General features: G+C 40.8%; 18 protein-coding genes and 5 pseudogenes. 10 read left to right on the forward strand and 13 right to left on the reverse strand.

The genetic code is table 11. From position 1 onward, the window contains the following. Positions 1 to 23 precede the first annotated feature (23 nt). Positions 24 to 365 (reverse strand): hypothetical protein, encoded by a 342-nt coding sequence (locus XBJ1_RS11705; RefSeq protein WP_012989173.1) that lies wholly within the window; start codon positions 363 to 365, stop codon positions 24 to 26. A 262-nt stretch (positions 366 to 627) separates the two neighbouring features. Between XBJ1_RS11705 and XBJ1_RS11710 the strand changes: the two genes are divergently transcribed. Further along, on the forward strand, positions 628 to 1665 hold the full coding sequence (locus tag XBJ1_RS11710; protein WP_041573280.1) for an IS630 family transposase: 1038 nt from the start codon (positions 628 to 630) through the stop codon (positions 1663 to 1665). A gap of 10 nt (positions 1666 to 1675) precedes the next feature. On the opposite strand, the gene XBJ1_RS11715 is transcribed toward XBJ1_RS11710, so the two are convergent. Next, positions 1676 to 2047, reverse strand: a complete 372-nt coding sequence (locus XBJ1_RS11715; RefSeq protein ID WP_012989175.1) for a hypothetical protein — start codon at positions 2045 to 2047, stop codon at positions 1676 to 1678. A 146-nt stretch (positions 2048 to 2193) separates the two neighbouring features. Further along, on the reverse strand, positions 2194 to 2607 hold the full coding sequence (locus XBJ1_RS11720; RefSeq protein WP_012989176.1) for a hypothetical protein: 414 nt from the start codon (positions 2605 to 2607) through the stop codon (positions 2194 to 2196). Positions 2608 to 3009: 402 nt separating this feature from the next. On the opposite strand from XBJ1_RS11720, the gene XBJ1_RS11725 reads away from it, so the two are divergent. Then, positions 3010 to 3684 (forward strand): DUF7424 family protein, encoded by a 675-nt coding sequence (locus tag XBJ1_RS11725; protein ID WP_012989177.1) that lies wholly within the window; start codon positions 3010 to 3012, stop codon positions 3682 to 3684. 206 nt (positions 3685 to 3890) lie between these two features. After that, positions 3891 to 4112, forward strand: coding sequence for a hypothetical protein (locus XBJ1_RS11730; protein ID WP_012989178.1), 222 nt, complete (start codon positions 3891 to 3893; stop codon positions 4110 to 4112). Here the strand turns inward: XBJ1_RS11730 and XBJ1_RS11735 are convergent. Next, on the reverse strand, positions 4081 to 5004 hold the full coding sequence (locus XBJ1_RS11735; protein ID WP_012989179.1) for a DMT family transporter: 924 nt from the start codon (positions 5002 to 5004) through the stop codon (positions 4081 to 4083). The genes XBJ1_RS11730 and XBJ1_RS11735 overlap by 32 nt on opposite strands. A gap of 117 nt (positions 5005 to 5121) precedes the next feature. Between XBJ1_RS11735 and XBJ1_RS11740 the strand changes: the two genes are divergently transcribed. Next, positions 5122 to 6057: a LysR family transcriptional regulator gene (locus tag XBJ1_RS11740; RefSeq protein WP_012989180.1), complete on the forward strand. Its 936-nt coding sequence runs from the start codon at positions 5122 to 5124 to the stop codon at positions 6055 to 6057. Between the two features lie 99 nt (positions 6058 to 6156). On the opposite strand, the gene XBJ1_RS11745 is transcribed toward XBJ1_RS11740, so the two are convergent. Continuing rightward, complete coding sequence (locus XBJ1_RS11745) at positions 6157 to 6651, reverse strand: GNAT family N-acetyltransferase (RefSeq protein ID WP_012989181.1); 495 nt, start codon at positions 6649 to 6651, stop codon at positions 6157 to 6159. A gap of 142 nt (positions 6652 to 6793) precedes the next feature. Between XBJ1_RS11745 and XBJ1_RS11750 the strand changes: the two genes are divergently transcribed. Then, positions 6794 to 7201: a DUF4440 domain-containing protein gene (locus tag XBJ1_RS11750; RefSeq protein ID WP_012989182.1), complete on the forward strand. Its 408-nt coding sequence runs from the start codon at positions 6794 to 6796 to the stop codon at positions 7199 to 7201. A gap of 53 nt (positions 7202 to 7254) precedes the next feature. On the opposite strand, the gene cycA is transcribed toward XBJ1_RS11750, so the two are convergent. The 4 genes from cycA to XBJ1_RS11770 form a co-directional block, all read right to left on the reverse strand. Next, positions 7255 to 8661: a D-serine/D-alanine/glycine transporter gene (cycA, locus tag XBJ1_RS11755; protein WP_012989183.1), complete on the reverse strand. Its 1407-nt coding sequence runs from the start codon at positions 8659 to 8661 to the stop codon at positions 7255 to 7257. A gap of 211 nt (positions 8662 to 8872) precedes the next feature. After that, the gene (locus tag XBJ1_RS11760) at positions 8873 to 9217 is read right to left on the reverse strand and encodes a hypothetical protein (RefSeq protein WP_012989184.1); all 345 of its coding nucleotides are present in this window, start codon (positions 9215 to 9217) and stop codon (positions 8873 to 8875) included. An 11-nt stretch (positions 9218 to 9228) separates the two neighbouring features. Continuing rightward, entirely contained in the window at positions 9229 to 10374 is a 1146-nt protein-coding gene (locus XBJ1_RS11765; protein ID WP_012989185.1) for a peptidogalycan biosysnthesis protein, read from the reverse strand. Further along, a complete protein-coding gene (locus XBJ1_RS11770; protein ID WP_012989186.1) occupies positions 10368 to 11162 on the reverse strand; it encodes a class I SAM-dependent methyltransferase in 795 nt (264 codons plus the stop codon). Before XBJ1_RS11770 ends, XBJ1_RS11765 begins: the two co-directional genes overlap by 7 nt. Before the next feature lie 171 nt (positions 11163 to 11333). Here XBJ1_RS11770 and XBJ1_RS21490 point away from each other — a divergent pair. Further along, a pseudogene (locus XBJ1_RS21490) lies at positions 11334 to 11473 on the forward strand (IS6 family transposase); the annotation flags it as partial. 390 nt (positions 11474 to 11863) lie between these two features. Here XBJ1_RS21490 and XBJ1_RS22025 read toward each other — a convergent pair. Further along, a pseudogene (locus XBJ1_RS22025) lies at positions 11864 to 11956 on the reverse strand (IS6 family transposase); the annotation flags it as partial. Between the two features lie 220 nt (positions 11957 to 12176). On the opposite strand from XBJ1_RS22025, the pseudogene XBJ1_RS19965 reads away from it, so the two are divergent. Both XBJ1_RS19965 and XBJ1_RS19970 read left to right on the forward strand, forming a co-directional pair. Continuing rightward, a pseudogene (locus XBJ1_RS19965) lies at positions 12177 to 12547 on the forward strand (helix-turn-helix domain-containing protein); the annotation flags it as partial. An 861-nt stretch (positions 12548 to 13408) separates the two neighbouring features. Then, positions 13409 to 13585: pseudogene (locus XBJ1_RS19970) on the forward strand (IS1 family transposase); the annotation flags it as partial. Here XBJ1_RS19970 and XBJ1_RS11775 read toward each other — a convergent pair. Further along, the gene (locus XBJ1_RS11775; RefSeq protein ID WP_012989191.1) at positions 13508 to 14194 is read right to left on the reverse strand and encodes an ArsR/SmtB family transcription factor; all 687 of its coding nucleotides are present in this window, start codon (positions 14192 to 14194) and stop codon (positions 13508 to 13510) included. The pseudogene XBJ1_RS19970 and the gene XBJ1_RS11775 overlap by 78 nt on opposite strands. Positions 14195 to 14449: 255 nt before the next feature. Here XBJ1_RS11775 and XBJ1_RS11780 point away from each other — a divergent pair, with 255 nt between their 5' ends. Then, complete coding sequence (locus tag XBJ1_RS11780; RefSeq protein WP_232503280.1) at positions 14450 to 15106, forward strand: IS4 family transposase; 657 nt, start codon at positions 14450 to 14452, stop codon at positions 15104 to 15106. Between the two features lie 21 nt (positions 15107 to 15127). Here XBJ1_RS11780 and XBJ1_RS20860 read toward each other — a convergent pair. Beyond that, positions 15128 to 16500 (reverse strand): IS3 family transposase gene (locus XBJ1_RS20860; protein ID WP_430515360.1). Its coding sequence is split into 2 segments (ribosomal slippage): positions 15128 to 16029 and positions 16029 to 16500, totalling 1374 coding nucleotides; the frame shifts between segments, so codons are not numbered across the junction. Positions 16501 to 16543: 43 nt separating this feature from the next. Between XBJ1_RS20860 and XBJ1_RS11795 the strand changes: the two are divergent. Then, positions 16544 to 17173, forward strand: a pseudogene (locus XBJ1_RS11795) (transposase); the annotation flags it as partial. A gap of 180 nt (positions 17174 to 17353) precedes the next feature. On the opposite strand, the gene XBJ1_RS11800 reads toward XBJ1_RS11795, so the two are convergent. Further along, positions 17354 to 18118: a hypothetical protein gene (locus XBJ1_RS11800; RefSeq protein WP_012989197.1), complete on the reverse strand. Its 765-nt coding sequence runs from the start codon at positions 18116 to 18118 to the stop codon at positions 17354 to 17356. Positions 18119 to 18743 lie beyond the last annotated feature (625 nt).

The raw sequence follows: 18743 nt of genomic DNA on the forward strand, positions 1-18743 counted from the left end.
CTAAATGTAAAAAAACAGGCTGACTATAATATCAAATATCTCCTATTGGGATACACTCTTAATGCCCGCGCCCCTATTTCAGGATCAATATCATCATCCGCACCTTTTCCGCCTAAATCACTTCTTTCTACATCTGATAGCGGTGTAAAATTGGTCATTCCTCGTCTAACAGCCCACCTATGTGCAGTCTTAGAGTATGTTAATATGCGGATACCAATTGATGGCACTTGCTTTGAAATATCTGCAATTAAAGAAAGCCAAACATGAAGCGGTACTTCATCATGAGGTAATTTGCCAATTTTGGGGAAAACATATAACTCAAAATAGCGCAATACATATTCTGCGTTAACCTTTAAGCCTTGCATTGTTGTTTTCTACCACTCCCGTATTAACTCTTCTACAGTCACGGCACTCAAGGCAGATCCTTTCCGAACACGTTTAACTATTTTGGGATTGCGGTGCTGCTCCAGTTCCCCGCGATAAAAAATCACGGAGTCGCGAGTATCTTTTAAACTTGTTGCTAGATATATACCAATGTCAATGCGATCACCTTTACCTCCCCACCTATATACCCGTCGTCATTGAAGATGCTTGATTTTTCATTTGTATCAGATCATGATTGCGCCCATGAAAATTAATCTAACAGATGCCCAAAAAGACGCCCTCGAATTGATGCATGATACGACTCGCGATGGACGAGTACGTGACCGCATCAAGGCCGTGCTTTTGGCCTCAGAAGGCTGGACTGCCCAGATGATTGCTCAGGCTTTGCGGATCCATGAAAGTACGGTGAGCCGCCATCTGAAAGATTACTTCTCTGAGGAAAAACTCGCCCCTGAAAATGGGGGCTCTGAAAGCCGTTTGTCTGCCGAACAAACAACAGAATTAGTTGAGTATCTGATGGCAAATTTGATGCACACTACCGCACAAATTGTGGCCTATGTTCGGGCACGATGGCAGGTGACTTTCACTGTCGCAGGAATGACGAAATGGCTTCACCGTCAAGGTTTCAGCTACAAGAAGCCAATGGGTGCTCCGCATAAATTTGATGCGGATAAACAGCAACAGTTTATTGAAACCTACAACGCGCTGAAAGAAGAATGTGGCCAGAATGCGCCTATTTTATTTATTGATGCGGTTCACCCGACCCTGTCCACAAAATTAAGTTATGGCTGGATGAAGAGCGGGCGGAAGCACGTCAAAGTGGTTGAAACCACAGGCAGTCGTACTCGACTCAACATCATGGGTGCCCTTAATTTACAACGGATTGAAGAGACTATTGTTCGTGAATATCCGACGATTAACGCGAAAAATGTCGTCCTTTTTTTCGGCTCAATCCGGGAAACCTATCCACTTTCGCAAAAAATCCACATTATTCTGGATGGTGCGGGTTATCACCGTTCCGGAGTCGTCCAATTTTTTGCCGAGGTTTTGAATATTGAGTTGCACTACCTGCCGCCTTACAGCCCTAATCTCAACCCGATTGAGCGATTATGGAAGTATGTGAATGAGCAGGTACGAAACAATGTCTATTTTCCGGATACCAAAACATTCCGTGAAACGCTGCGCCACTTTTTTCATGTCACATTGCCAGAAAAAGCGAAAGAACTCACCACTCGGTTGACTGATAACTTCCAGATTTTAAAACCCGCATCTTCAAGTTAATTGCGTATACCTAAACTGAAATATAATTTTTCCCACCAACTATGTATCCACTCCGACGTAATGCATCAATCGATACATTAGGAAGCGCTATTATCGACTTCATGCTTTTATTAATTTTCTCGATAATCTCTATTTTGGGGCCATTGATCCAACTATCGCTGCTATAAAAAGCAGTCAAAATATTATTCATTTCATCAAAATCACTAAAAGCACGAATCAGATAATATGAATCAGAGTTGTGCAATGAATTACCATAACTAATAACATCTATGCCAGTTTTCTCATGCAATGGCACACTAATTTCTGTCATTATTCGATGAAACTCCTTTCCTGTTGCTGCTTTTAACTCATATTGCAATATTTCTATAATTTTTTTATCCATATGGCACCATATGATTTTTGATCAGAATAATGACAAATCTTGTCCATTTCCCGAAAGAAAAAAAGCAAATTATCTTTTTTATTCGTGCATTGTCACAAAATTATAGAAAACCCCATCAATATCCGATAGGGTTTTTTATTTAAATCTTATTTAGCTTCAGACAATACGGCATTGGCTATTTTTGGGTGTAGCGTATACATACCTCCATTGAGGGGATCTACAATCAACCAGCCAATCAAGCCACCAAATACAAAATTACCCCCGATATACCATCCGTTAGGCTTTGCTACCAGCGGCAAAGTGAAAGATTTAAAATGTTCTTTCACAAAAGTTATCTGATAGTTCTTTTTACCAAAATAATGGCCATTTGATTTTTCAAGCATGACATTTTGGGGTGTATTTCCATGTGCAACCACTTTGCCAGTTTCATCTTTGATTGAAAATTCGGCGCCTGAAGGCTGGCTATTGACTTCAATAAGTTGATTTTTTTCACCAATGATGGTGGCACAACCACTGCACAACATCACAGCAGATAATAATAACGTACAAATTTTATTCATTTATAGTCCATGAAAGAAAAAATTATCAAATGTGCGGCGAATAGTACCAGAATCCTTCTTTTATATACAATAATTTTAATATATTTATATTGGTTATTAATATAAGGGATAGATAAAATCTACTATTTAAAAGGAAAAATAAAAAATCAAGATAGTCAATTCATTTAAATAAAAACATTTCATTAATTTATTTATTGATGTAATTAATAAATAAATTAATGAAATGTTTTTATTTATTGATGTAATTAATAAATAAAACGATCCTATCTTGCATGCAATCATGAAAATACCAAGAATACTTTATGTAATATAATGAATTTTGTGACCTGAATAATTGACGATATAAGCGTAAAAATATAGTTTTCTCTATTGCCAATTTTAAAAAATAATTTGAGGTAAGGAATGCGTAAATTATCTGTAATTGCTTTATCCGTACTGGCATTAACTGGTTGTAAAGTCGGTTTAGATACAGAAGTAAACCTCAGCGATATTCTTGCTCAAGAACACAAAATCGTGCAAGGTAACCTGAATGTTGAAGTCACTTCTTGCTCAACTTCCGGCGATTCCCGTCAAGAGTCTAAGAGTTTGATCGAGGCGAAAAAAAAGATCCCGACTATTTTTAAAAATGCCGAATTTGTGGAATGTTATCGAAAAGATTTTGATTCCTTCGCTCATTTCACCATTCCGATTGATGTCGGCAGTGCACAAGATCCTATTAATCAACAAAATACCGATGTCTATATTTATTCAAATAAAAAGCAGAAAATTATTGCTGAATTGAAATTAACAGATGCTCTAATTGGCCGTATTAACAAAGCGAAAAAAGATTTAAGCTCAATGAAATTTAATTTCTCTGTGAAAATACATAGAACCAAAGAACCGATTAATGTAAAAGCCCTTGGTGTATTTATGACAAGTGATAAAGGTCAAACCACCCCCATGGTTTATGAAGACTTTGAATGGTCTAAGTCCAAATATGCTACCTTTAAATTATCTGATGTTGCCGTCAATTCGTTGTTAGCTAAGGGTAAACATCCGTTATTATTAGAGATTGATTATTTTGAGAAAAATAAATAACATCGCAATTCATAATTAAATTTGACTTACAGCCCTGAAATGCCAGGGCTGTATTCAGTTATAAAAAAACGCCGAATTAAAATAACGATAAAACACTTTAGGTATTTCCCATAAAAACACCTAATAAATTAAAATTGTAGCACAGTAACAAGTGAATCAATTATCAGGAGCAATATAACCACCAATATAATAAATGGAGAGGGAATATGAAAAGCCGCATAATAAAGCAATACTACACCATCTATGCTTTAATAGCGGGTGTCTTTGATAGGATGTTTACCGTATCAGAAATCAGTCATGGCGGAGGGTTTGATATTGGCTGCTCACATGCACTCACAAGTGAGATTACGCAATTATCGGAAATAGCAAGGCAGAAAATCCTGCCTGCTCTTCCCCTTAATGTTTTTCCAAAATGCCTTTGGATGTGAACCACGCCGTGATAATACCTTGCCCTAAGAGCACTCCCACAATAGTCAGCATAATGCCAACAAGTTGTGGCAAACTTGGCGAATTTCCCATCATTAGCTGTATTATCAGGGCAAAAATAGGCACAAAGTTAAAGAATATCGCTGTCTTCCCTGCTCCTCTAAGCGCAACCCCTATGTTCCAAAAAAGATAAGCTAAAAATGAACCCGCAATCCCCATATAAGCGCTCGCTAAATGACTCTCAAACGTTCCTGATCGCATTGAAGAAATTGGTGATTCAACAAAAAAAGCGATCATCGCTAATATCACCACTCCAAAAAGCATCGTCCAACTGGTTATCTCAAGTGGCGTAGCATTGGTAATGAATTTACGGGTTCCCACCGTATAAATGGCCCAGCCGAGACTACCCGCGAAAATGATTGCATCTCCCGATGCCATATGAACCATACCGCCCACCAATTGACCATTAGTGATCACCAAAACAACACCCAGTAAGCTAATACCCATTCCTAACACACGGATAAGTTCAGGAAAACGACGATTCATGATGGCTTCCAAGATATTGGCAGAAATGGGTGTCGTTGCCATGATGAGTGCAGCCGTGATAGGACTGGAGCTTTGAAGGCCAACAAATAACGCTCCGTTGAATCCAGCCACACCAATTGCCCCAAGACAAATAAATGCCAGCAGGTTTTTCCTCAGCACTTTGCCATGAATGCCACTTTTTAATGCCATAAAAATAAAAATCGGTAAGACAGCAAAAACAAAGCGTTCAACTGAGGCTGTCCACGGAGGCAAGCTCTCTAGCGCAAATTTTGTCACTTGAAAATTTGAGCTCCAAAAAAATGTTGCAAATAACGTTAAAACAACAGCTGACTGTGGTGTATTTCGCATAGTAATGACCTTATTTTTAATTCTGCACACGTTAGACTGGATTGCTTTTATCGAGATCATTGTGGCATATTTCAAATTCGGAATATGCAGACAAAAATAGAAATCGATTTTCCAAAAATGAAAAATAAAACAGCGCAATCATTGGTTTGGGATGATATCCGTGTATTTCTGGCGATAGCACGGACAGGCACATTAAGTCGGGCGGCAGATGTTCTAAAAATCGGTATTGCAACGGTCTCACGAAAAATTGAGCGACTTGAAACGACCTTCGGGATGCCTCTATTTCTCCGCCATCAGGCTGGCTATCGGCTCACCGAAGACGGAAAAGAACTGCTGGAAAAAGCCAAAGCGATGGAAATAGCCGCCAGCTCTTTTCTGCTTGAAGCCGATACTCGGATTGCAATTTCAGGGAAAGTCCGACTCGCCACCACAGAAACATTCGCGAGTGACTTAGTAATACCGAGTTTACCAACCTTACAGAAAAACTATCCCGACCTCACATTGGAAATCACAACGGATATTCATACCGTAGATCTACATCGTCGGGATGCGGATCTGGCACTTCGTATCGTCAGGCCTGAACGAGGGCATGTTACCGTCCGTCAATTGGGAAAATTAGGATTTGGGCTTTATGGCAACAAAGATTATTTGGCAACTTGTTCACCTGACATACTGAGGGGTAAATATGAAAAGGCACGTTTTATTGGTTGGGCAGAGACCTACTCGTACCTTCCTTCATTCCGATGGACTGAGAAAAACCTCAAAAGCCGACCGTTATCTGTGGCTACAACTTCACTGAACGCACAATTGGCTGCCGTAAAAGCGGGGCTGGGGTTGGCGGTACTACCGCATTTCATTGTTCAATATACTGAACTTAAATGCATTTCTCATGATTTGGGAATAGATCAATCCATCTGGCTTGTGATTCAGGCCGATTTGGCACACTCTCCCAGAATACGTAAAGTCGCTGATTTTTTAGCGGAAATTGTTTTTCAAAACCAGGGGAAGCTTTCAGGACAAACTGGAATTAATTCTGTGATATTACCTGATTAAGTGTAATCAGCCAGAAATATAAGGAAGAAGGAAAAGCGACCAAAGGAACGCTTTTCCTCTGCCTACTTAAACACCATAAATCATTCAGTGTCATAATAATTAATTTTTTATTATAGACATAGCCATAACATCACAATATTGGCCATTTCTCAGGGAAGCCTTACGTAAAACACCTTCCTTTTCAAAGCCAAATTTGGTGTATAGGGCTATTGCTTTTTCATTATCGGTAAAAACTTCCAACTCAATTCTAACCGCAGCCAGCCAATTAAAAGCATAATCAATCGCGAATTCCATCATTTTTGAACCAATACCTTTGCCAGAATAATCAGCATCAACACTAATCCCAACTCCTACTACATGCCTGCGTCTTGGATTATCCAGAGTAAATAAACTCACCTTACCCACAACCTTACCGTCTATCTCAGCAACAAAATGGATAGTTCCCCTAGTTTTATTTTCCTTAATACGTTCCCGCCACATTTCACGCGAAGGGCATGGAAGTTGTAATGTATTCGGATACACATCGGGGTGGCTAAAAATTCGTTGAAAGTGCTCGGCATCTTCTGACTCAGCGGCCCTAATTATAATTTCCATATGAACCTCTTTTTCAACTTGACCCTTTTATAACTACCTGATAAAAAAATAAATGTAAATAGCATATTTAAAATTTATTTAAATAATAACAAAAGTATCGTCAAAATTATTCTTACATACCTGTCTATTCTCGGAGCCGTATATGCATCAAAAAAATTCAGCTATTTTTGAATTACTCAAAAATCTCGAAATCAGCCTGCATAAAGAAAAAAGAAATAATATCGATTGGCTAAACACTATCTTGCATGATGATTTTCTAGAAATCGCAAAATCGGGTTATGTTTATTCTAAAAAAGTCGTAATCGATGAATTAACCACAGAATTTAAAATGGTCTTGCCAATATTTTCGCAGGATTTTAACATCAAATGGCTGGATAAAAATATTGCACTGATTACCTATCAATCCTACGAAATAAATAAATCAGGCCATCCATTCAATAAAGCGCTTCGTTCATCTATTTGGCAATTATCTGTATCCGGTACATGGCAACTTAGGTTCCATCAGGGAACAATCATGGCAGCCCAACCGCTCAGCAATATCACGCTGTAGGTAAAAAAATGGCCCTGGATCCGGGCCATTGATTAATTAGGATTGATCCTTACTCAGCGATAAAGGCGAGTTCTGCGTTTTTTCACAATCTGGAACCCGATCACTAAAATAATGAACCAGACTGGTGTGGCGATTAATGCCTGTCGGGTATCTGGCTGCAAGGACAGTAATACCAGTACAAAAGCAAAGAAAGCCAAACACAGCCATGACATAACGATGCCAAAAGGCATTTTATAAATAGATGCCTTATGCAGCGCAGGGCGGCGTTTCCGATAAACCAGGTAGGAACACAAAATCATGCTCCAGATAAACATGAACAGAGTAGCAGAAACGGTTGTCACCAGTGTAAAGACCCGCATCACATCAGGAATAAAATAAATCAGAATGACGCCAAAAGAGAGGCATAAGCAGGTAAAGATCAATCCCGATGCAGGAACCGAACGGCGGGATAAACGACTAAACTGCTTCGGTGCATCCCCTTCTTTCGCCAAACCAAATAACATCCGGCTAGTAGAAAAAACCCCACTGTTTGCCGAAGATGCCGCAGAAGTCAGCACTACAAAATTCACAATGCTGGCCGCAGCCGGTAGCCCAATCAGGACAAACAGCCCCACAAACGGACTTTTATCCGTAACAACCGAACGCCAGGGCGTGACTGACATAATCACAATCAGAGCCAGCACATAGAATGTGATAATCCGGATCGGAATGGCATTAATTGCTTTTGGCAGGGATTTCATCGGATCTTTGGTTTCTGCGGCGGCGGTTCCCACCAATTCAATACCGACAAAAGCAAATATCGCAATCTGAAATCCGGCAAAAAACCCACTCAGCCCCATCGGGAACATACCACCATCATTCCAGACGTTGGATAATGCAGCAGTATGCCCCGCAGGAGATTGAAAATGGGTGCCAATCAAAATACCGCCTATGACAATCAGAGCAACAATCGCAACGATTTTGATCATGGCAAACCAGAATTCCAGCTCTCCGAACAATTTTACCGTCGCGAGATTCAATGTCAGCAATATCAAAACGCACAATAGCGAAGTTGCCCACTCAGGAAAGTCAGGCGTCCAATAACTGACATAAGAGGTAATCGCGACAACATCAGCAACGCCAGTAATTACCCAGCAAAACCAGTAAGTCCAACCCACAAAAAAACCGGCCCACGGCCCTAGCAAGTCTGCCGCAAAATCACTGAACGATTTATAGTGCAGATTGGAGAGTAATAGCTCGCCCATTGCGCGCATAACAAAAAACAACATAAATCCGATGATCATATATACAAAGATGATCGATGGCCCCGCAAGAGAGATGGTCTTGCCTGATCCCATAAACAGACCAGTCCCTATAGCACCACCAATTGCTATAAGCTGTATATGTCGATTAGTGAGACTTCTCTGTAGATGCGAGCCTTCAGTTTCAGGTGTGTGGGTAGATTGTATTTTTTCTTCCATAATTGTATCCCATTTATTCTCACAGCATGGAGCTAGACTTAATCCCCTCAGGCTGTGTTTAAGCTATCATTGTGACATAGACAGCCAAGGAATTAACAGAGGGATTTCAATTGAAAAGAGAGATGCTGACATTTCAATCTAGGGAATCTCCAAAAACTTTTCACAGCGACCAAATTGAGTAAAATACAGACTGCGTTGTATTAGATTCATATTATTTCCTGAGATTGACGATAAAAGGTGCGTCGTTCAACAAACTTGAATCAAGGATTTCCCACCACAGAGATTGCTCGGTGCGGATTTTTTCCCATTCGGGATCTTTGCAGAGTTTTGACACCGCACTGCGGTACTGTCCCCACGCGGCTTCGTCGGCGAATGTAACGTAATGTTCCAGACAATGGACGTTATCGCCAATAGTGCGGACATACCAACGGCGTTCTCCAGTCATTTCTAGTGTACGGTAGAACCATTCGTCGCGTTTTTCCACCCAATGCCAAAATGCGGTCATATCCAAATGGGCTTTTTGTGTCGGTTTCAGTAAATACATCAGATGCAGCATCAGGTTCTCCTTCAATCAAGCAGCGCCCAGTCGTGGGTCAGGTGTGTGCCGAATTGTTGTTGGTAATGTTGGTAAAAAAGGCGGTTATAGTCTTCACATTCACTTATTGATAGAGGGACGGCATTTTCGAACAGCAACAGCGCGGCGAGCGGCTCTATTTTTGCACCACGCCGCGTTTTGGCTCTAAGGGCGGAGATGGACAGCCGGCATTCACGGATCCCGTTTTTCGCCGCGTAATCTAATGAGGAGTAATAGTTCAGCACGAAATAACGGAAGTCGTTATCGTCTATCTGATAATTCGAACCGTAATAACGGGCATGAAGGGTTTCACCAAAACGGTAGAAGATGGTTACCCCCAGGATCTGCTCATCGCGTTTGGCTACAGCAGCCACCGCGGTGTTGATGACTGAGGATTTTTTTTGTCCATCAAATATGCGCTGCATCCAGTCAATACCTTGATGGCTACCGTATTTTCCCCGGTTATTAGCAATAAGTTCTGCCGCCGCCTCCAGTAGATAATCGTCCAGTCGGCACCATTCCACCCGGTTTCCTAAGCGGGCAAAAGCAGCCAGTTCCGCGTTGGCTCTTACCCTGTGGTGGGAGCATAATTGTTGTAATTGCGAATCAAGCCCCCCGGCCGGTACCGATAGGGTCGCTTCCCCTGAATGCATCAATACCCGAGCATGGGGATAGTAACGGGCAACCTCGAGGGCCTGATGCAGCGGCATAAAAGGCATAATCGTTGCGTAATATCCCCGGGTCCCGGCCAACTGGGCAAGCATTTCAGCCATGGTCGACAATGTTTCACCCCGGCAGCTCCCCTGCACGCAGGGGATTTCATTGTGCGTGGAACGGCGGGCTCCGCCCCACAAGAAGGGGTATTGCCAAGGACCGTCCAATCCGGGGAAGTAGTCTGGCAGATAGAACAGCCCGGACTGATCTTCGCCACCCCAGAGTGCGCAACCGCCTAACAATCCCGCATTGCCGTACAGTGTAAAAACGTCTCCCTTGCCCAAGGCGTAATCCAGTCCACCTAACCAGCCGTGACTGTGAAAAAAGTCATTATCGGAAACCAACGCATCCCACTCATGCCGGTCGATATGCTCAATGTCGGAAACTAAAGGGGAGAAGGCGGACTGGCCAACATTGATTAACATGCATCCCCCCTTATACATTCAAGAATGGCGGCATGCGGGCATTGAACGTAGGATGAAAGATTCGGGATCAGGGTATTGACCGGCACATTCAACGATTTCCAGTTTACCGTCTGAAAACCGACCTGTTGTAGCGTATTTTCCAGTGTCGGACGCGACCAATAGTAGGCCTGTATATTGATATCGTAAGGTGGCTGGCAGATATGAAGCCGAAGGGCGCTACCGTCCGTGCGCGGCTGCTCTTCAATCAGACGAAAGCCAAAGGGGCGATAATATTCGGGATCTGAATTGAAATCAGGGTGGATAGGGAGTGTGAGCAGCCGCCCTCCTGGTTTTAATACCCTGGCCATGGTTTGGCTCATCGCCATTAAGTCCGCGTAGTTAGCCGCATAAGGCATCACATAAACAGCAAGGACTATATCGAAATATACGTTATAATCTTCATTAATCTTTGAAATATAGTGAATTCTGCGCTGGTCTTTTTCCTCACGTCGGCGGGCATAACTAAGCATGCCTTCGGAAATATCATAGCCGACAATGCGTTTTGTGCCCCGTTCATTCAACCAACGTGAAATTACGCCAGGCCCACACCCGAAATCCAGAACATTTAAACTGGAGAGATCTCCAAGTAATTTTGCTAACGTTGGAAGCTCTAATTCCTGGCGATAAGGCCAAGAAGTCATTCTTTCATAGAGTTCTGCGTACTTATCAAACGTGGCCGGGTTAAATTTAGGTAAATTAGCCTGTTTTTCCCTGACAGATAAAGAGTCCGAAGATGGAGCTAAACGCATAATAATTCACCAATTACTCGTGATAATACAATAAATTAACAGTTTAATCTCTTACGACTTCGCCTATTTTTGCTCAAGGCAAATATGGACTGGAAAGAGTAAAATCTGTCGGTTCTGTCGCATTAGCGGAACATCGGATAAGCGCCTCTGTTTTTGAGCAAATCCAGAACGATGTCCCTGATCCGAAACGCATTTAAACGCCTCCATTACTCTGTCGATATCATGGCCCAATGCTGTCCTACGCTCTGAGCCTGCGCAATCTCGAGGAAATGAGGACGGAGCGGGGAATTAAGGTTAATCACGATACCGTATTAATTATGTTATTTAATGAATATAAGGAATGTCATCAGGTGATATCATTAAATTTACTTTTTTCAAAGTTATTTTACTTTCACGAAAACGGCGACATTCCATCATAAATTTGTAATTTTTTCATCATCATGTGGTGAATTGCACTCTTGGTTTTCCATACTAATTACATAGTTCTCACTATAAATAATTTAATTTAATTTAATTTAAATAGAAATTTCATTTTTTATTATTTTAATAACTATTTATGATGGTTATCCATATAAAATAAAATTTTCTAATAATTATTTAAGTATCTTCAGAGGGTTCTGTCGCATTAAGGTGAGGTCAGGTAATATGGTTCTGTTGCATTAACAGAGAAAGTCTGAGTCAATGTGGAGTTGGTTTGCTTTTTATTCAGCCAATCGATAAAACATCTCTGCCGGTGACAATGTCATATCTTCGGATTGTGAGTATTGTCCTTTACGCAGCATCGAAACGAGTTCTGTCCTCAGGGGTTACGCATGAAATTTTGGTAGGCTAAAATTGATTAAATAACCGCGCTTCCATGTAGCCATTATTCCACCCGGCTGATTTCCTTCGGACACTCAAACTCAACTTACTTATGATTCTGCTATAACTCAGCGATCACTTGAAGGGAACTCAGTCCGGTTTTTGCGATCTGATTAATCGCCAAATCAAAAAAATCCCAAAATAGACTGAGTGATGCCAATCATAGCACCCATACCCCGAAGTGAACGACGTCAGATGAAAAAATTTATTCATAAAACCTGGGATAAAGATTATGCACGCCGACTCATGGCACTCTTAATGTTACATGAAGGAAAAACCGTTTCTGCCCTCTCCAGAGCCCTTCATTGTTCACGTTTTTCGGTTAATCGTTGGATAAATTGGTTTACGTTGTATGGGCTGGAAGGATTAAAAAGTTTACCGTCAGGAAGACCTGCGATCTGGAATTTAGCGCCACTTTTTTTAGTTTGCTGTCGTTCTTATTACAGCACTCCCCGCAGTATTTTGGCTGCCTGCGTTCACGTTGGAGTATTGAGCTGATTACTTGGATAATCAGAGAGATATTGTATGGTACGTAACAATCTTCAAGATCAAAAAAATAGTTTATGAAGCATATGATATGCTTTGTCACGCAAACCCAAAATCATATATTCTGAATTATAAGAAAATATTTCGTTGATTATAACTCTCATCTAAATCTTAAAACACATCAACAATTTTTAACCCGCAGTCTCCCGCGAGTTAATCATTCCTTTACTTTGCCTGTTTACCCATTTCAACACCATCCACCTCATTCTGCTTCAAATTCCACACCAGCTCTGTCGGCATCTGGACACGGACGTCTAATTAATCTTTTAGGAGATCAGCCCCACGAGGTAGCATCAGCCATAAGCTGATTCCTCAAAGATTCATTCCTTTAACCAATCAAGGGAATGGGTAAAGAAATATTGACTTTAATTTCAATCATTGACTAATTATTGAACGTTATTGGATTATTGTTAGGTGGAGCTAATATTATTAAGCTTATTAATCTTTCGATAATAACGTTACACGTGGAGAGTAATATGAAAAAATATATTCTTTCTGGCCTACTGGCAGGCGCTACGCTTTTAGTTTCAATGCAGTCTTATGCCCTGGCCTGTAATATATTCCCCCCAGATAGCCCAGCATGGAAAGCTTGCACGGAAATCTGCAAACTGCTACCCCTTGGTATTCCAATTCCAATTTGTTTCTAATAACATCAAGTAGGACGGTTCATTCTTACCGTCCTACTCATAGTTCACCAACACAGCCCCCTAACATACTTCTGCAATCCCAGTATCATTTGTTCTGGGTGGTACTTGAGGCCTGTCTCATCCCCAATATATCGCCGGAAGTCACTCATAGTATGAAGCAGATAGTGGCGCATGTATTTGGTGATCGCAGCAGGAAAAAAATTTACTCAACGTATTGAGAGAACTAAATTCACCCTTCGTATTCGGATAAAGAGGCTGAATTTAAAAACGGTAGGCTATTCCAAATCACTATCAATTTATATCCACACCAAACTTTTGCATAAGCATTCTTTTTCCTTGCTCCGTCAATATCAATTCACGGCTATCTAATTGTCTAATCGCCCATTTTTTCTGTAAAAATGTCTTAAACAACGAGGCACCCAGAAATCCGCCAATATGAAAATGCCGTTCACTCCAATCAAGGCAAGAACAGGCAAATTTACGCCTTGACGAGGATTCAGCATCACAACACACGCCAATAGAAAGCAAAAAATCGTTCCCCCTCTGCGTCAATTGATAATCACGAGTCATCCAATGGTTCGTAAGCAGACTGTTATGGATTTTTACCGCAATTTCCCCTGCCATATGGTCATAGCAGGTTCGGAAAAAACGCAGTGATTTTGGTGTGGAAATTATGGCGATATTCCTGTGATTGCGATTGGCAAAGTGCATCATGCTTTCCAGCAATGCAGCCACTTCTTCGCTGTGAATTTTAAAATAACGATGCCGTCCCTGTTTAACGCAGATCACCAGTTTCCCTTCTGCCAATCGATTTAAATGAACACTGGCTGTCGAAGGTGCAACATCAGATGCCGCACTTAATTCCGTTGCAGTATAAGCGCGACCATCCATCATCAGAAACAACATACGGGTACGAGTGCGATCTGCAAGCACCGCCGCAATCATCGCAACGCTTTCTTCAAGGTTAAAGTCATTCATATTTCGTTAATTACCGAAGTAATAATGAAACCAGCAAGATATCTTAGCGTTTTCTGTCCTTCAAGGAGATAATCATGTTAGCTGTTATATTTGAGGTCGAAATCGCAGAAAACCAAAGTGATCGCTATTTTGATACCGCAGCCACATTCATATACAGGATCTTAAGCAATAACGCGTTATTTTAGGTAGAAAAAAGGCTTCATTTATGATCTGATAATCGTCGCCAAACTCATATCAAAACCACGGATGAAGCCTGTGACGATTATCGCTATAAAACACCAGTTAATGCAATTCTTCAGTGACATTTCTTTGCAACATATTGCCTTCCAATGTGCGTTTATGAAACGCATCAGAAATATCGAGCCCCACGTGTTGATCCTCAGCCTTATCGCTGCACTGAGCACGGGTAAAATCACGTCTATTGCCCAGTTACACCAAAAATTTAATGGCCTGTGCCCGGATAAAAAGCAACCAGTCAGTTACCGCCCCTTTTATAACCAGCTCCGTAAAGCGGCTTTTGTCGAATTTGTCAAAATATTGGTCAGATTTGCCATGGCGCAATGGGTGGAGAAACAGGTCTCCTCACCCCAAAAACTCATGAAATTTAAACAGGTTATTCTCCAAGATGGGAGTTCGTTCAAAGTCCATTCTGCCCTGGCCGATGTTTTTCCCTATCGCTTCAGGACAACGGGGGCCGCGGTGGAATGTCACATGACAATGTCCTTGCTGACTCAGTCACCGGTAAAAATGACCGTGACCGCAGATACCGCCCCTGAGCGGGCTTACCTGCCTGTACCGGCGATGTTACGTGACCAATTATTATTGGCCGATGCCGGTTATGTCGACTTTGCGTATTTTGAGCAAGTGTCACTTTCCGGTGGTTCGTTTATTGTCAGGGGAAGCATGATCTGACCCCAAAAAGTTAGACATATATTATATCCCCATAATGGATTGAGTTCTGTGCTCAACCGGACTCAATCCATTCAATTTAATTTTGATTCCGTCATGATTATAGTAATAAATATAATCGGTTATCGTCTTTTCCAACTCATCGATTGAGCTAAATTCCACTCCGTGATAACACTCAGATTTCAATATTCCAAAAAAACTCTCCATAGCGGCATTATCTAAACAGTTACCTTTGCGAGACATGCTTTGTATGAGCCCGTTTTCTGTTATTTGGTTCTGATAATGAATCATCTGGTACTGCCAACCCGGGTCGGAATGAATCAGGGGTTTCTCATGTGATTTCAGCTTTTCCATTGCATCAGATAACATATTTTTAACCAAATCAAAGACCGGCTTACGGGAAGTTCGGAAAGCAACTATTTCTCTATTAAAGAGATCCATCATGGGTGACAGGTACAGCTTTTCCCCCCGGTGGTTAAATTCTGTGACATCTGTCACCCATTTCATATTAGGCTGTTCTGCTTCAAATTGACGGTGCAAGAGATTATCCGCAACAGAGCCGGTTTCTCTTTTGTATGAATAGTATTTTTTAGCCCTTATCCGCGATTTCAGCCCCATCGTCTGCATTAACCGCTGCACGCATTTATGATTTAAATGAATCTGTTGTTTTCTCAGTGCTAACGTTATCCGTCTGTACCCGTACCGACCTTTATGCTGATGATAAATATCATAGATATGGATTTTTACATCAGCATATTTATCTTTTTGCTGAGTCTTTTTCTGGTGGTAGTAGGATGTACTGCGTGATATCTCTGCAACCTTCAGTAAAGTTTTCAGCGGGAAAAATTGCCTCAATTCGGTGATAATTTTTGTTTTTGCTGATATGTGTTTTTTTCCTTCCGAATTAAGGCGGTGAGCTTTTTTAGATAGGCGTTCTCCGCCCGTAAATAAGCTAACTCATCCAAAAGTTCAGGGGGCGATTTTGCGCTTTTTGTGGACTCCGGTTTATATTGGGTGGCAGCGTTGCGCGTACATGCTTTTCTGCTCCTTTTGCGGGGCTTCAGTAGCTCAATGCCCCCTTTTCTGTACAAAGCCAACCATCGAGATATCATCCCTGTATCTTTCAGTTTAAAGCGTTTCATGGCTTCAGATAATGAAAGTCCTTCGTGTTGGATGGTCAGTACGACATGCTTTTTAAATTCAAAAGAATAAGACCTGTTCAATGATTTTTTCAGTCCATGCTCACCATGAACGCGATAAATATCAATCCACTTGTTTACCAAATTACGATGCAGTCCGAAAAGTGATGCGGTTCGACTGTATCCGCAATCTGGGTGTGATAAGTAGTGCAGAACCACTTTCAGCTTGAATGTCTGAGAATATCTTTTCTTCTTCATAAAAAGCACCCCTTAAGTTGAAGTATAGCGTCCAACTTTTGGGGTGCAGATCAGCAAGTCCCTTAATCCTCAGATAGTGGTGGCCCGCAATGGTCAGGGGAAATTATTGTCCAAGCTGCTCAATAAGCCGCTGAAATCCATCACTCGCCGAACCAACCGTTCCGAAGTGCTGGATCTGATTTGTCGGCGTAATGGCTATGAATTTCGCTTAATTCGTCGCTGGTTTGCCGAAGAAAAACGCTTTTGTCTCTGGTTGAGCAACTTGTCCGTGAAAGAATTTACGGCTAATGACATCATGGATATTTATCGTTGCCGCTGGCAAGTAGAACTGCTGTTCAAAGAGTTAAAATCACACACAAACTGGCATCGATTTGCCACGAGAAAAGAAACGTTAGTCACGGGCCTCATTTGGCTGAGTTTGCTGGCTCTGTTGCTCAGACGTTCGCTGGCCAGCAGATTATTCCCCGCCGTTTCATTGCTCAAAGCAGCCCAAAATACGGAAGTCTGGCTGTGGCCCATAATCGAAAACCTACTCCAACGGGCGTGGTCGGAAACCTGTTTTTGGCTGGAAAAAGCCCAAGCGTATTTATGTCAGAACGCGTTCAAAACACCACAAAGAAAATCATGTAAGTACAAGACATTGGATGCGTGTTTTGAAAGGCTTAATGCTTAAGAGCCTGTATATGAGTTGATACTACAACATGTAGATTGCCTTTCAGGGCAATCTACTCTATCGCTTATTAATTGGCTTATTGCGACCATTACTACTTACAGATAATCAACACGTTGGAGACGTCATCAATCTATATTATAAGAATTGTTTTTATACTTGTATTAAGTCATGTATTTCTTTTTATTTTGGTAAGATAATTGCTTTAGAACCGTGGAGCACATCCCTATTGTCACTTTCATGCCGAGATGTGAAATTACCTATTTTTTCTTCTAGAAAATCAAACCATTTTCTGCCTAGGTTATCTATAAATTCAACAAATGAAACTTCAGCTCTATTGCTATAATTAGGTGACCAAATTAACTGTGGTTCATTCGAATTAGAAATCTCTATATATCTGTTTAAAGTCATATATACAAAGCAATCTATTGATGAATAAGAATGTAACAGAGCATCACAAGCTATATCCTGAACTAAGTTAGGTGGAACCCCAGTAAATCCATCATTAACAAAGAATAAAACCCCATAAGCTTCGGGAGCATGGAAGTGTTTTTTTGTTTCTTTAATCTGTGTGTTAGCTTTTTTTAAAATCCTTGTTATTCCTGGTCTGAATAATCTTATAAGTTCACTTTTAAACCATTCTGGGTAGAAGTTCCCTTCCTTAAGAGTTGATTCCCAATCTGGACATTCTTCCCGAAGTTTCTCCATCATTATTCCGAATTTTTTTTTCGCTCCTTTTTGATTAAGAAATTCAGTCTCAACTTCTTTCAATTCACCAAATACGCCATTCTCTTTAAATGAATAATCAGCGTTTTTAAAATCAGGATTTCCCGGCAATGCATCAGAAATAACAGACCCACCATATCCTCGAACGAACGCATGAAAGGTATGTTCAACAGGTAAAGGTGAGTGTGGGCCAATATCCCAAAAGTTTTCATACTTGTTCATATTGATATCTACCTAATAGTTACATTTTCACAACACATGACATGGTAAAATAGCACACAATGGAATATTACAACCATAAGGATTCTCTCTGTCAGCATAGTTGCATTCATTGTCAATAGAGCGCTTAAAAAATCTCTCTTCCGGTACTTGTTTTGTCTCCAAGACATGATTTATTTTCCCCGTAGTTAATATACCAAAGGTCAAATTTTGGACTTTATGATGTTGATGTCGGTAGCTGATCGTCTCAAATTGCGACTAATACATGTAAATAATCTTTCATCAACTCATCGAGCGCTCGTCATCAATATTCTGAATAACTGTAAAGTCAGTAAATCTGTAAATAACAGAGTTAGGGTTGACTATTATTTAATCTATTTTATAAATATTGAAAATTTATGGGGGGTCGGAAAAGCGTTACAAACGTTACAAAATTAAAATAGTCTTTTATCTTATTGATTATTAATAAAAATATAGAAACCTAAAAACGTTACAAAAGCATTACTTTGCCGTTACGTGTAACGGTTCTGAAAGGTTACAAATCAAAAATATAACCTATTGATTTATAAGGGTGTAATGTTTTACTCCCTGTTTTGTAATGCTTTGTAACGGTTAAAACGTTACATGA

The organism is Xenorhabdus bovienii SS-2004 (genome assembly GCF_000027225.1).
Taxonomy (GTDB): Bacteria; Pseudomonadota; Gammaproteobacteria; order Enterobacterales; family Enterobacteriaceae; genus Xenorhabdus; species Xenorhabdus bovienii_C.

Excerpts from the sequence above, each read along its gene's own strand:
- XBJ1_RS11705 (WP_012989173.1), bottom strand. The coding sequence starts at position 365 with ATGCAAGGCTTAAAGGTTAACGCAGAATATGTATTGCGCTATTTTGAG.
- XBJ1_RS11710 (WP_041573280.1), top strand. The coding sequence starts at position 628 with ATGAAAATTAATCTAACAGATGCCCAAAAAGACGCCCTCGAATTGATG.
- XBJ1_RS11715 (WP_012989175.1), bottom strand. The coding sequence starts at position 2,047 with ATGGATAAAAAAATTATAGAAATATTGCAATATGAGTTAAAAGCAGCA.
- XBJ1_RS11720 (WP_012989176.1), bottom strand. The coding sequence starts at position 2,607 with ATGAATAAAATTTGTACGTTATTATTATCTGCTGTGATGTTGTGCAGT.
- XBJ1_RS11725 (WP_012989177.1), top strand. The coding sequence starts at position 3,010 with ATGCGTAAATTATCTGTAATTGCTTTATCCGTACTGGCATTAACTGGT.
- XBJ1_RS11730 (WP_012989178.1), top strand. The coding sequence starts at position 3,891 with ATGAAAAGCCGCATAATAAAGCAATACTACACCATCTATGCTTTAATA.
- XBJ1_RS11735 (WP_012989179.1), bottom strand. The coding sequence starts at position 5,004 with ATGCGAAATACACCACAGTCAGCTGTTGTTTTAACGTTATTTGCAACA.
- XBJ1_RS11740 (WP_012989180.1), top strand. The coding sequence starts at position 5,122 with ATGAAAAATAAAACAGCGCAATCATTGGTTTGGGATGATATCCGTGTA.
- XBJ1_RS11745 (WP_012989181.1), bottom strand. The coding sequence starts at position 6,651 with ATGGAAATTATAATTAGGGCCGCTGAGTCAGAAGATGCCGAGCACTTT.
- XBJ1_RS11750 (WP_012989182.1), top strand. The coding sequence starts at position 6,794 with ATGCATCAAAAAAATTCAGCTATTTTTGAATTACTCAAAAATCTCGAA.
- cycA (WP_012989183.1), bottom strand. The coding sequence starts at position 8,661 with ATGGAAGAAAAAATACAATCTACCCACACACCTGAAACTGAAGGCTCG.
- XBJ1_RS11760 (WP_012989184.1), bottom strand. The coding sequence starts at position 9,217 with ATGCTGCATCTGATGTATTTACTGAAACCGACACAAAAAGCCCATTTG.
- XBJ1_RS11765 (WP_012989185.1), bottom strand. The coding sequence starts at position 10,374 with ATGTTAATCAATGTTGGCCAGTCCGCCTTCTCCCCTTTAGTTTCCGAC.
- XBJ1_RS11770 (WP_012989186.1), bottom strand. The coding sequence starts at position 11,162 with ATGCGTTTAGCTCCATCTTCGGACTCTTTATCTGTCAGGGAAAAACAG.
- XBJ1_RS11775 (WP_012989191.1), bottom strand. The coding sequence starts at position 14,194 with ATGAATGACTTTAACCTTGAAGAAAGCGTTGCGATGATTGCGGCGGTG.
- XBJ1_RS11800 (WP_012989197.1), bottom strand. The coding sequence starts at position 18,118 with ATGAACAAGTATGAAAACTTTTGGGATATTGGCCCACACTCACCTTTA.